The sequence below is a fragment of the Betaproteobacteria bacterium genome (assembly GCA_016791345.1).
GTDB lineage: Bacteria > Pseudomonadota > Gammaproteobacteria > Burkholderiales > JAEUMW01 > JAEUMW01.
This window is the reverse complement of the sequence record JAEUMW010000001.1, coordinates 1-11,292: the sequence shown is the minus strand read 5'-3', so window position 1 is coordinate 11,292 and position 11,292 is coordinate 1. Positions and strand designations below refer to the sequence as shown.

Annotated in this window: 15 protein-coding genes; 12 read left to right on the top strand and 3 right to left on the bottom strand. The window is 65.9% G+C overall.

The window, feature by feature from the left end:
- Positions 1-93 precede the first annotated feature (93 nt).
- From rph to JNK68_00030, 10 genes are all read left to right on the top strand, one after another.
- Entirely contained in the window at positions 94-822 is a 729-nt protein-coding gene (gene rph, locus JNK68_00075) for a ribonuclease PH (protein MBL8538742.1), read from the top strand.
- Positions 823-832: 10 nt separating this feature from the next.
- Positions 833-1,186 (top strand): hypothetical protein, encoded by a 354-nt coding sequence (locus tag JNK68_00070; GenBank protein MBL8538741.1) that lies wholly within the window; start codon positions 833-835, stop codon positions 1,184-1,186.
- Between the two features lie 232 nt (positions 1,187-1,418).
- A complete protein-coding gene (locus JNK68_00065; protein MBL8538740.1) occupies positions 1,419-2,018 on the top strand; it encodes a uracil-DNA glycosylase family protein in 600 nt (199 codons plus the stop codon).
- 164 nt (positions 2,019-2,182) lie between these two features.
- The gene (locus JNK68_00060) at positions 2,183-2,593 is read left to right on the top strand and encodes a DUF488 domain-containing protein (GenBank protein MBL8538739.1); all 411 of its coding nucleotides are present in this window, start codon (positions 2,183-2,185) and stop codon (positions 2,591-2,593) included.
- A gap of 114 nt (positions 2,594-2,707) precedes the next feature.
- Positions 2,708-4,414, top strand: a complete 1,707-nt coding sequence (locus tag JNK68_00055) for an HAD family hydrolase (protein ID MBL8538738.1) — start codon at positions 2,708-2,710, stop codon at positions 4,412-4,414.
- Between the two features lie 136 nt (positions 4,415-4,550).
- Positions 4,551-5,273, top strand: a complete 723-nt coding sequence (locus JNK68_00050; protein MBL8538737.1) for an FAD-dependent oxidoreductase — start codon at positions 4,551-4,553, stop codon at positions 5,271-5,273.
- Positions 5,274-5,446: 173 nt separating this feature from the next.
- On the top strand, positions 5,447-6,154 hold the full coding sequence (locus tag JNK68_00045; GenBank protein ID MBL8538736.1) for an RNA polymerase sigma factor: 708 nt from the start codon (positions 5,447-5,449) through the stop codon (positions 6,152-6,154).
- A gap of 85 nt (positions 6,155-6,239) precedes the next feature.
- Positions 6,240-6,821, top strand: coding sequence for a ferritin-like domain-containing protein (locus JNK68_00040; protein ID MBL8538735.1), 582 nt, complete (start codon positions 6,240-6,242; stop codon positions 6,819-6,821).
- Entirely contained in the window at positions 6,822-7,235 is a 414-nt protein-coding gene (locus tag JNK68_00035) for a c-type cytochrome (protein ID MBL8538734.1), read from the top strand.
- 77 nt (positions 7,236-7,312) lie between these two features.
- Positions 7,313-7,534 (top strand): CDGSH iron-sulfur domain-containing protein, encoded by a 222-nt coding sequence (locus JNK68_00030; GenBank protein ID MBL8538733.1) that lies wholly within the window; start codon positions 7,313-7,315, stop codon positions 7,532-7,534.
- 741 nt (positions 7,535-8,275) lie between these two features.
- Here the strand turns inward: JNK68_00030 and JNK68_00025 are convergent.
- Both JNK68_00025 and JNK68_00020 read right to left on the bottom strand, forming a co-directional pair.
- Entirely contained in the window at positions 8,276-8,614 is a 339-nt protein-coding gene (locus tag JNK68_00025) for a universal stress protein (GenBank protein ID MBL8538732.1), read from the bottom strand.
- A 429-nt stretch (positions 8,615-9,043) separates the two neighbouring features.
- Positions 9,044-9,958 (bottom strand): LysR family transcriptional regulator, encoded by a 915-nt coding sequence (locus JNK68_00020; protein MBL8538731.1) that lies wholly within the window; start codon positions 9,956-9,958, stop codon positions 9,044-9,046.
- A gap of 185 nt (positions 9,959-10,143) precedes the next feature.
- Between JNK68_00020 and JNK68_00015 the strand changes: the two genes are divergently transcribed.
- Positions 10,144-10,503 (top strand): hypothetical protein, encoded by a 360-nt coding sequence (locus JNK68_00015; protein ID MBL8538730.1) that lies wholly within the window; start codon positions 10,144-10,146, stop codon positions 10,501-10,503.
- Between the two features lie 14 nt (positions 10,504-10,517).
- On the top strand, positions 10,518-11,108 hold the full coding sequence (gene rdgB, locus JNK68_00010) for an RdgB/HAM1 family non-canonical purine NTP pyrophosphatase (protein MBL8538729.1): 591 nt from the start codon (positions 10,518-10,520) through the stop codon (positions 11,106-11,108).
- A gap of 22 nt (positions 11,109-11,130) precedes the next feature.
- Here rdgB and JNK68_00005 read toward each other — a convergent pair whose 3' ends face one another.
- The gene (locus JNK68_00005; protein ID MBL8538728.1) at positions 11,131-11,274 is read right to left on the bottom strand and encodes a hypothetical protein; all 144 of its coding nucleotides are present in this window, start codon (positions 11,272-11,274) and stop codon (positions 11,131-11,133) included.
- Positions 11,275-11,292: the final 18 nt, after the last annotated feature.

Genomic DNA, 11,292 nt, shown 5'->3' with positions numbered 1-11,292 from the left:
ATCGAGATCGATACCCTGGCGCCGGGCGAGGCCGTCGTCTGCTGCGGACCGACGCCGCCCCTTTGAGCCCGACGCGCGCCGACGACGCCTGACATGACCATAGAACGCACTGCCGGCCGACGCCCCGACGAGCTGCGGCCCATCGTCATCACGCGGCACTTCACGCGTCACGCCGAGGGCTCCGTGCTGATCGAGTTCGGCGGGACGCGCGTGATCTGCACCGCGAGCGTCGAGGAGAAAGTGCCCGGCTTCCTGCGCGGGCGCAACCAGGGCTGGCTCACCGCCGAATACGGCATGCTGCCGCGTTCGACGCATACGCGCTCCGATCGGGAAGCGGCGCGTGGCAAGCAGAGCGGGCGCACGCAGGAGATCCAGCGCCTGATCGGCCGTGCGCTGCGCGCGGTGACGGACCTGCCGGCACTCGGCGAGCGCACCCTCCAGATCGACTGCGACGTGATCCAGGCCGACGGCGGCACCCGCACCGCCAGCATCACCGGCGCGTATGTGGCGGTCCACGATGCCGTCAACCAACTGCTCGGCCAGGGCGTCCTGCGCGCCTCTCCCCTGCGCGACGCCGTGGCCGCGGTTTCGGTGGGCATGCGCGAGGGCGTGCCGCTCCTCGACCTCGATTACCTCGAAGATGCCGGCTGCGACACCGACATGAACGTGGTGATGACCGGCAGCGGCGGCATCGTCGAGGTGCAGGGAACGGCCGAGGGCACGCCGTTCACGCGCGCTCAACTCGATGCGATGATCGACCTTGCCGCGCAGGGCATCGCCGAACTCGTGGCGGCGCAGAAGCGCGCGCTCGGGCTCATCTAGGCTTCGAGGCATGAAGCGCATCATTCTCGCCAGCAACAACGCCGGCAAGGTACGCGAGATCCACGACCTGCTCGCGCCGCTCGACCTCGACGTGATTCCGCAGGGATCGCTCGGCATTCCGGAGGCGGCGGAGCCGCACCACACCTTTGTCGAGAACGCGCTCGCCAAGGCCCGGCACGCGGCGCAGGCAAGCGGATTGCCGGCGCTCGCCGACAAGAGCGACCGACGCGAACACTACTACTGCGTAATGTCCGCGGCGGAGAAGAATGCGGTGAGTCACCGGGGCAAGGCGCTTCCGGCTGCGCGCGGCGGTCTTCAAGGGGCCGGAGCGCGTCGGGCCACGCTCGCGCAGGTTCGCCTTTAGGCCTGAACTGGGAACGGTGTGATTCGCGTTCGAGGACGATCGACACAGCACTTCGCCGCTAGAATCATGTAGTGGGTTTGCGCTGGCGAAGGACAGGTTTGCCCGGCGGTGAAGTCCGATCCTGAAAGAAGAAGAACATGAGAGTCCCGCTCGGCTCGATCGCCATCAAAGTCTTGCACTTCGCGCGCGTGCCGGTGACGCTGGTGCGGTATAGGTTCTGAGCATCAAGACGTTGGCCGAACCGAAATATCGGACCCTCGAAGCGCTGTTGGCGGCCATCCGCGCTTGCCGCGTGTGCGAACAACAGCTACCGCTCGGCCCGCGGCCGGTGCTGCGCGCCCGCGAAACAGCGCGCATCCTCATCGTTGGGCAGGCGCCAAGCGCCCGCGTGCACGCTACCGGGATACCGTGGAACGATCCGAGCGGGGAGCGTCTACGCGCATGGATGGGAGTAGAAAAGGATGTCTTCTACGATGAGGCGCACATCGCAATCATCCCCATGGGCTATTGTTATCCCGGTCGCGGCAAGAGCGGCGATCTGCCGCCCCGCCGTGAATGCGCGCAATTGTGGCTGGAGCGCTTGCTCGACTGGTTGCCCCGTCTCGACATGACGTTGCTCGTCGGCCAGCATGCGCACTGGCACTTCCTCGGCCGCCGCCGCAAGCGGACGCTGACGGAAACGATCCGCCAATGGCAGGAGTATGCTCCGCAGTATATGCCGCTGCCCCACCCCTCCCCCCGCAATACGCCGTGGCTTCAGCGCAATCCCTGGTTCGAGCGGCAGCTGCTGCCCGTGCTGCGCGCGCGCATCAAAGCACTTCAGCCTGATTGAGCGGCCATTCCGCTGCCCAACACCCTGGCTCTCCAGAGTGTCCGCGCTGGAAACCCAGTGGTTCGCTTCCGCTTACTTATCAAGCGAGCGAGCCGCGGCTATGATGCTATGATTGGGTTGGCCTGCCTGACCTATGGAGCGCGAAGGCGATCCTGGCAACGCAGATGAAGGAGACGCGTGCGGTGGTGACGCATAGAGAGGCGGACGCGCGAGCGTCGATCCGGACCAAGCGTGTCTACGAGCCCGCGTCGCCGGCGGACGGTGTACGGTTCCTCGTGGAACGGCTCTGGCCGCGTGGGCTCAAGAAGGAATCGCTCTGCATCGAGGGCTGGGTCCGCGAGGTGGCGCCCAGTACCGAGCTGCGGCGCTGGTTCGGCCATGATCCGGCGAAGTGGGACGAGTTCCGGCGGCGTTATCACGCCGAGCTGGAAGCGCATCCGGACGCTTGGCGCGTGCTGCTCGACGCGGCGCGACATGGCCCGGCTACGCTTCTCTATAGCGCGCAGGACATCACTCACAACAACGCAATCGCGCTGCAAGAGTATCTCGCGGAGAAGCTCCGGTCGGCCGATTGACGGCCTCCTGAACGATGGCGCGCAATCAGGCGGGATGGATGCGCCCCTCGCAACCCTGCTATCCGGGGTCGTGCAACACCCCGAGCAGACGAACAGGCAGGAAGCCGACAAGCCATGCGTTATCTCGCACTGGTCGCCGATTACGACGGGACACTTGCTACGGACGGCAGGTTGTCCGATGCCGCTGCGCTCGCGCTCGGTCGACTGCGGGTCTCCGGACGCCGCGCCATCCTCGTCACCGGTCGCCGCCTGGACGATCTGCTCCGCGTTTGCCCGCGTCTGGCGCTGTTCGATCTGGTGGTCGCGGAGAACGGCGCCGTCGTATACGACCCGAGGAGCCAGGAGTCCTCTGTCTTGGCGAATCCTCCGCCTGGACGCCTCGTCGAGCGGCTGCGCGAGCGCGGCGTGGAGCCTCTGGAAGTGGGAAGCGTCGTGGTGGCCACGTACGAACCCCACCGAGCGGCGGTCCTCGACGTCATCCGGGAGCTTGGTCTCGAACTCCAGCTGATCTTCAACCGCGCTGCGGTGATGGTGCTCCCGTGCGGCGTCAACAAGGCGACCGGACTCGAATGCGCGCTGCGCAAGCTCGGTTTATCGCGGCACGAAGTGGTGGGGATCGGCGACGCCGAGAACGACCACTCTTTTTTCGAGCGGTGCGAGTGTGCCGTGGCGGTGGCCAACGCGGTCCCGTCCCTCAAGGAGGTCGCCGCATTCGTGACGCGGGGCGCGAACGGAGATGGGGTGACGGAGCTGATCGACGAGGTGATCGCCAATGACCTGCACCGATTGGAAGGCAAGCTGCGGCACCTGATACGGGTGGGTATCCGCCCCGATGGGACTCGGGTATGCATTCCGCCTTATGGTCGCAACCTTCTGATCGCCGGCCCCTCGGGAAGCGGCAAGTCGACCCTGGCGGCAGGCATCCTCGAGCGGCTGATCGAGAAGGCGTACCAAGTGTGCATCCTCGATCCGGAGGGCGACTACGGATCGCTGCAGGACGTGGTGGCGCTAGGCAATCAGCGCAGCGCCCCCAGCGTCAACGAAGTGCTCTCCATTCTCGAGGATCCGAATATCAGCCTGAGCGTGAATCTGCTCGGCATCGCGCTCGGGGACCGGCCGGGGTTCTTCGCGCAGCTCATCCCGAGTCTGCACGCGCTGCGCGCACGCACCGGGCGGCCGCATTGGCTGGTGCTGGACGAAGCGCATCATATGCTGCCGGACACCTGGGGACATACCGCCGTGGCGCTTCCGCGCAAGCTTGGCGAGACCATCCTCGTGACGGTCCATCCTGGTCATGTGGCCCCCGCCATCCTGTCGCCGATCGATGTGGTGTTCGCCATTGGAAAGGCTCCCGAGAAAACCCTTGGCGAGTTCGCAGCTGCCGTCGGCCAACCCTTGACATGGCCGCACGGGCTGTCCCACCAGCCCGGTGAAGTTGTGGCCTGGTTCGTCGGGGACGGCAGGCTTCCCTTCTCCATGCAGCCGGAGCGCGGCCGAGCCGAACGGATTCGCCACGTGCGCAAGTACGCGGAAGGCAACCTCCGGTGGGACAGTTTCTACTTCCGCGGCCCGAACGGCCAGCACAATCTGAAAGCGCAGAACCTTGCCGTGTTCTGTCAGATCGCGGACGGTATCGATGAGCAGACGTGGACGTTCCATCTGCGTCGCGGCGATTACTCACGCTGGTTTCGCGGTGCGATCAAGGACAGCCATCTCGCGGACGAGGCGGAACGAATAGAACGCGGGCAAGACCTCGCGCCGCAACAGACGCGAGGTCTCATCAGGGAGCTCGTTCACGCTCGATACACGCTGCCGGAATGACTACGCTCCGGAAACGGAGTGTCGCTCTCTCGCGTACTTATCGAGCCGGCACCCGGCAGCTACCATCCGTTTGCGTCGGAGGCGGCGCGGCCGCGAGGCTGGCCCCCGTAACCACCACACCACGAGGACGCTCGACATGGATCAGTTCGACACGCAGCTCTTGAGGAGCGAGACGATCGCCGAAGGCACGATGGCCTTCCATTTCGCCAAGCCCGCCGGCTTCCGTTTCACCGCCGGAAATGCCGTGGACCTCACGCTCCTGGAACCGCAGCAGAGCGACGGCAAGGGCAACACGCGCACCTTCTCGATCGTGAGCGCGCCGTCGGAGAAAGAGGTGACGTTCGCGACGCGGCTGCGCGACAGCGCCTTCAAGCGCGCGCTCAAGACCGCGCCCGTCGGCCTGCGTGCGCGGCTCGGGGAGCCGGGCGGCGATTTCACGCTGGATGCGGGAGAGACGCGTCCGGCCGTGTTCCTGGCCGGCGGGATCGGGATCACGCCGTTCATGAGCATGTCGCGCCACGCAGCGGATGAGCGGGTGGCGCGGTCGATCTGGCTCTTCTATTCGAACCGCAGACCTGAGGACGCGCCGTTTCTCGCCGAGCTGTCGGCTCTCGAGCGGCGTAATCCGAACTTCCATTTCGTCGGCACCATGACCGAGATGGAGAAGTCGGCGCGGCCTTGGAACGGCGAGTGCGGCTTCATCGACCGGCCGATGCTCGAGCGTCACCTCGGCGATCTGTCGCACGCGGTCTATTACCTCGCCGGGCCGCCGGCGCTGGTGGAAGCGATGCAGGAGATGCTCACCGGCGCGGGCGTGTGGCCCGATGCCATGCGCACCGACGAGTTCTATGGCTACTAGGCCGCCTTGCGCGTAGCCGCCGCCTCGCACGTAACGCGGTGCCCGTGCTGCACCCGGCGCCTCCGTAAGCGGCCCGCGCGCACCAGCGTCTTTGCGTCCGACCACTTCCGCGGGAACGTGGGCCGTGCCGCGTTCATCTAATGCTCCAGGAAGAGGCAACCTGGAAGAGTGACATGACTGTGCCATTAGCGAGGGCGTCCGCGCCCGATGCCAGCGACTTCGCGCTCGCACAACGGGCCGCGGCGGGCGATCTGAGCGCTTTCGAGCAGATCATGCGGCGGCACAACCGCATGCTCTATCGCACCGCGCGCAGCATCCTGCGCGATGAAGCCGATGCTGAAGACTGCCTGCAGTCGGCGTATCTCCTCGCGTATCGGTCGATCGTCACCTTCGCGGGCCATGCGAAGCTCTCGACCTGGCTCGCGCGCATCGTGATCAACGAAGCGCTCGGGCACAAGCGGCGCGCGGCCCGGCGCGCAGCGCTCATCCCGATCGAGGGCGGCGCGGACACCGACCTCCTCGCGCTGGAAGCGCTCGCCGCCGAGACACCGGGACCGGAGACCGAAGCGATGCGACACGAGCTCGGAGCCCTGATCGAACGTCGGATCGACGCCCTGCCGGAAGTGTTCCGCACGGTGTTCGTCCTGCGCGCGCTCGAGGAGCTGTCGGTCGAGGAGACCGCCACCTTGCTCGAGATCCCGGAGCCGACGGTGCGCACCCGCTACTTCCGCGCGCGCAGTCTGTTGCGCGAATCGCTCGCGCGCGAGGTCGATGCGGCGCTCGACGACGCCTTCGCGTTCGCCGGCGCGCGCTGCGACCGCATCGTTGCCGCCGTGCTCGGGCGGCTCGGCGCACCGCCGGCTGCCACCGACACCGGCTGAGCGCGGCGTTCGCTTTCCTCGTGGCCGGGCCGTCTCGGCTCTGCCGATCTTTCAGCAACTTTCATCTTTACAGAAGGAGAAGGGCATGTCTTTCTTTGCATTCAGCGATGACCAGGTCGCCGTTCCCGAGCGACGCTCGTTCCTCGGCTCCGCGCTGCTCTCCGGAGCGGCGGTCGCACTTCTCGTTGGCCGTGACGTGCTCGCCGCCACGGAGTCGCGCGGCGTCACGTCCGAAGCGAATGACGCCAACATCCTCAACACCGCGCTTGGCGCCGAGCTCGAAGCCGTGGCGGCGTATCAGGTCGCGGCAGAAAGCGGGCTGCTGGAGAAGCCGGTGCTTCTGCTCGCGACACAGTTTCAGGGTCATCATCGCGAGCACGCCGACGTGCTCGCCAAGACGGTGGCGAAGCTCGGCGGCAAACCGGTCGTTGCGAAGCCGCACTATTCGTTTCCGACCGACAAGCTCAAGACGCAGGCTGACGTGCTGCGCTTCGCCGCGCAGCTCGAGAAGGGCGCGGTGAGCGCGTACCTGAACGCGGTACCGGTCTTCAGCGATCGTGATCTTGCAAAAGCGGCGGCCAGCATCCTCGGCGACGAGGCGATGCATTGGGCCGTGCTCCGACACGCCGTCGGAGAAGACCCGGTGCCGGTCGCCTTCGTGTCCTGAATGCGCCGCCCGATCTCGATCGCGGGGGGCATTCTCGTGGCGCTTGTCGCGCTTACCGCGACCGCTGCCGGCGGCGACGCGGCGCGCGGCGAGCAGATCTACGAGCGCTGCGTAGCCTGCCACTCGCTCGATCGCAATCGCACCGGTCCGAAGCACTGCGGGTTGTTCGGACGGCGGGCGGGGAGTCTGCCCGACTTCGAGTATTCGCCGGCGATGCGCGCCTCGGGGATAGTATGGAGCGAGAAGACGCTGGACCGCTTTCTCGCTGCGCCCACCGAGGTCGTGTCCGGTACCTATATGGGCTACGCGGGAATCGACGATCCACGCGATCGCGGCGATCTCATCGCGTACCTCAAGGCGGCGAACGGTTCGCGGGCGCTGTGCCCCCGCGGCTCGGAGGGTTCGCAGCAGTAACGTCTCCGCTCAAACATGGCGGACGAAGCATATACTTTGGGAGGCATGCCTCCCGTTGACGCAAGGAGGAAAACACCATGGCTCGTATCGTGAAGCGCACTCACACTGCCCCGCTGAAAGTCGTCATCGACGGCAACGACACCTATCTCTGTCGCTGCGGGCTGTCTACCAACCAGCCATTCTGCAACGGATCGCACAAGCTGACCCAGGGCGAGGAACCGGACAAGCTCTACTGGTATGACGATGCCGGCGCGCGCCACGAATGCGCCGACACCTTTCCCGAGATCCGCACTTTCTGAAGACGAAGCGGGACCGAGCGCAGGGACACACGGACCGCGCTCGTTCTCGCTGGTAGCGAAAGCTCCGGCGCAGTGCAAAGCCGGCGCGCCCGCGCGAGCTGATCGCGCACGGCCGTCGGAGATGGAGCCGCGCTCGTCTCGTTGCTTAGGCGGCGACCACAAGGCGTTGCTAGCGGCAACACTCGGTTCGACCGTAGCGCTTTCTCCCAGCGGCCACAATCCCGCAAGATAGGGTCTCTCGCAGCGCGCGATGTGATGCGATTAGAGCGTAATCGGCGAGGTGCCCATGTACCGCCAAGTTGCGCAGCGCGAGCTGACCGGCATTGCGGCGACGTGTCCTTGGCGGAAACGAACTTGTTCCAGGCCGCGGGCTTCTCCGCCGGCCGATTTGCCCCCATCATCGGTGTTGATCGCGGGGAGCAAGACTGCTCCCAAACGACGAGGAGAAGAGGATGTACTACCACCCGGTGCGGTTCAACGGCACCCATGACGGCGACGCCGTTGCGGTATCGAACGAGCTACACGAACAGCTGTTCAACGTAACAGCCGATTCAGCGCAGCCACACGTTGCCGCCATGCATAAAATCTTGGTCCCGGTCGATGGATCGGAAGGAGCCCTGCGGGCGACTGCGTACGTAATCGGCTCGGTATTCCGCGGAGCCGCTTCCGAGATCCATCTTCTCAACGTGCAGCCGCCGCTCATGACGGGCGAGATCGGTCCGCTTGTTACGGTCGAGATGGTCATGCGCGAGCGGCTCGTGGCCGGCCACGAAGCACTACACCGCGCGCGGGCGCTGCTGGATGCGAGCGGCACCCCATGCACGATGGCCGTTCACTTCGGAAAACCCGCCGAGACCAAGCGGCACGCACTCCACTTCGCGATCTTCCAAGAGCATCGCCGCCTCGCAACCCCGGAATCGGGACTGGCCGCTCGGCCTTCGGAAGTCCGCCGCGAGCGAGTCCGCGAGACCGCGGACCTCCCTTCACGAGCGGAACGGGAACGTCCGCCGAACCTACCACCTTCGTCGCCACGGAGCCGAGAAGGAGGCTCTTGAGCGCGCCCATTCCGCGGGCTCCCATGACTATTGCGTCAATACCGCGGTCCTTGACGTACCGGACGATGAGATATCAGGCAGCTGTTCGTTCGCATCCTGAGTTTGGGCATGCGACAAGATTGAAATGATGGAGAACGAAACTTTGGCATGGAAAAAGCCACAAGCTTTCGGACTCCTCGCTCGAGGCAACGTTTCCGGCGAGCGATGCACAGTCGCTCATACAACCTGGCGCGGACCGGCGTTCGTCGGCCCCTGCGTCGCTGCTGGGCGCAGCGAGCTAGAAGATCAAGTGTCTTGCACTGACTTCGGAGATTATGGAGGACACAGATGACCAGCTCTCACGATATCTTGATTGCCGCGCGCGATGCGAGAGCATTGGGCTTGATGTGATCAGCGCGTCGCCCCACGAGGCTTCACGCTCGCTCGGTTAGCCGGATTGAGTCTCCGCTCTTGCCTATACCTCTTCGCCCCGATCCCAGTAGGGCTCCGGGCCGAAGCGCTCCGCCAGGAAGTCGATGAAAGCACGCACCTTCGGCGGCAGGTGCACATTCGGCAGGCGTACCGCGAAGATGTGACGCTCGAGCGGCACATAGTTCGACAGCACTGCTTGCAGCGTGCCGGACTGCAGCTCCTTGCCAATGAGAAACGTCGGCAGTAACGCCACGCCGAGTCCGCCGAGCACCGCTTGCGATAACGCCTCGTCGTCGTTGATCCGAAGAGATCCGGCGACCGGCACCGTGATCTCCCCCTCCGTGCCCTTCAAGCGCCACTCGCCCGGCCCGCCGAAGTGCGTGTAGTGCAGGCAGTTGTGACCCGCGAGATCGGCAGGAATCATCGGGACGCCGCGACGTTTGAAGTACTCGGGGGTCGCGCAGACCACGCGGCGCACCGACGCGAGCTTGCGCGCGACGAGGGTCAGGGCTGGGTCGCGGGTGATGCGAATGGCGACGTCGTAGCCTTCCTCGACCAGATCGACGATGCGGTCGGTGATTGTCATGTCGATACCGAGCGCGGGATAGCGGCCGAGAAACTCCGGCAGTGCCGGTACGACGTGCAGGGTCCCGAACGCGACCGACGCGGTCACCTTCAGCACGCCGCGCGGCTCGGAGTGGAGCTGGTTCACCACCTGTTCCGCCTGCGCGGCCTCCTCCGCGATGCGGCTGCAGTGCTCGTAGAACGCCGCGCCGACCTCCGTCAGGCTCAACCCCCGCGTGCTGCGGTTGAGCAGACGCGCGCCGAGCGCGCGCTCGAGCTTGGTGATCGCCTTGCTCACGCGCGATTTCGACGCCCCCATCCGCCGTGCGGCTGCGGAGAAGCTTTTCGCTTCGACGACGCGCGCGAAGGTCACCATGTCGTTCAGGTCCTGCATCGTGCTGCCTCTCGGTATGTCGCGTGCGAAATGGTCACGTATCTGTCGATGGGCTTGCGTCTCGTAGAACTATGGATTGAAATCGGGGGTAGGATTCTATTTTGTTCGCGCGGCTCGAACGGTTCGTCTGAGAGAAGGAAGATGAGGCTGTTGCAACACGGTGCGTCGACGTACCCGACGCACCGTTGAGTCGATTGGAGAATGAACGGTCGGTGGGCGCATTCGTCGCCGTGCACGATGCAGTCTCCCACCTGCTCGCCGCCGGCAACCTTCGCACCTCGCCCATTCGCGACGCCGTGGCGGCGGTGTCGGTCGGCATCCATCAGGGCGTGCCGGTGCTCGACCTCGACTACGCCGAGGATTCGACCTGCGAGACCGACATGAGCGTCGTCATGACGGGCAGCGGCGGTATCGTCGAAGTGCAGGGCACGGCCGAGGGCGTACCGTTCACGCGCGCCGAGCTCGATGCCATGATCGACCTCGCCGCGCAGGGAATCGTTCAGCTCGTCGCGGCGCAGAAGCGCGCGCTCGGGTTGGCTGCCTGAGCATTCGCCGCGCGATGAAGCGGATCGTTCTCGCGAGCAACAACGCCGGCAAGGTGAGGGAGATCCACGACCTGCTCGCGCCGCTCGACCTGGACGTGATCCCGCAGGGCGCGCTCGGCATCACGGAGGCGGACGAGCCGTACCACACGTTCGTCGAGAACGCGCTGGCCAAGGCGCGTCACGCGGCGCGGGCGAGCGGCCTGCCCGCGCTCGCCGACGATTCCGGCATCTGTGTCGCCGCGCTCGACGGCGAGCCGGGCGTCCATTCCGCCTACTACGCCGGCCATCCGCGCTCCGACGACGCCAACAATCGCAAGCTGGTCGCGGCACTGGCCGACGGGGCCGATCGCCGCGCGCACTATTACTGCGTCATGGTGCTGGTACGCCGCGCCGACGATCCCGAGCCGCTGATCGCCGAGGGACGCTGGCACGGCGAGCTAATCGCCACGCCGCGCGGTGCTGGGGGATTTGGCTACGACCCGCACTTCCTGCTGCCCGAGCTCGGGCGGACCGCCGCCGAGTTGTCCCAGGCGGAAAAGAATGCGGTGAGCCACCGCGGCAAGGCCCTGCGCAGGCTGCTCTCGCTCTTACGCGAGGAAGGTTAGTCAGGATCGATGCCGCGCCGGCTCAGGCCGGCGTCCGGTGGCGTGCCATCTCCATCAGCCACGCGTGCGTACCGAAGGCTGCCGGACCGGTCGTCGCTTCGCCAGGCTGCAACTGGATGTAGGTTCCATCCGGCTGCATCTCCCACGCCTGGCGGCGGTCCGCCAAGCTTGCCTCCAGTATCTC

Coding starts and splice junctions, on each gene's coding strand:
- rph (MBL8538742.1), top strand. CDS start 94: ATGACCATAGAACGCACTGCCGGCCGACGCCCCGACGAGCTGCGGCCC.
- JNK68_00070 (MBL8538741.1), top strand. CDS start 833: ATGAAGCGCATCATTCTCGCCAGCAACAACGCCGGCAAGGTACGCGAG.
- JNK68_00060 (MBL8538739.1), top strand. CDS start 2,183: ATGAAGGAGACGCGTGCGGTGGTGACGCATAGAGAGGCGGACGCGCGA.
- JNK68_00055 (MBL8538738.1), top strand. CDS start 2,708: ATGCGTTATCTCGCACTGGTCGCCGATTACGACGGGACACTTGCTACG.
- JNK68_00050 (MBL8538737.1), top strand. CDS start 4,551: ATGGATCAGTTCGACACGCAGCTCTTGAGGAGCGAGACGATCGCCGAA.
- JNK68_00045 (MBL8538736.1), top strand. CDS start 5,447: ATGACTGTGCCATTAGCGAGGGCGTCCGCGCCCGATGCCAGCGACTTC.
- JNK68_00040 (MBL8538735.1), top strand. CDS start 6,240: ATGTCTTTCTTTGCATTCAGCGATGACCAGGTCGCCGTTCCCGAGCGA.
- JNK68_00035 (MBL8538734.1), top strand. CDS start 6,822: ATGCGCCGCCCGATCTCGATCGCGGGGGGCATTCTCGTGGCGCTTGTC.
- JNK68_00030 (MBL8538733.1), top strand. CDS start 7,313: ATGGCTCGTATCGTGAAGCGCACTCACACTGCCCCGCTGAAAGTCGTC.
- JNK68_00025 (MBL8538732.1), bottom strand. CDS start 8,614: ATGGGAGCCCGCGGAATGGGCGCGCTCAAGAGCCTCCTTCTCGGCTCC.
- JNK68_00020 (MBL8538731.1), bottom strand. CDS start 9,958: ATGCAGGACCTGAACGACATGGTGACCTTCGCGCGCGTCGTCGAAGCG.
- rdgB (MBL8538729.1), top strand. CDS start 10,518: ATGAAGCGGATCGTTCTCGCGAGCAACAACGCCGGCAAGGTGAGGGAG.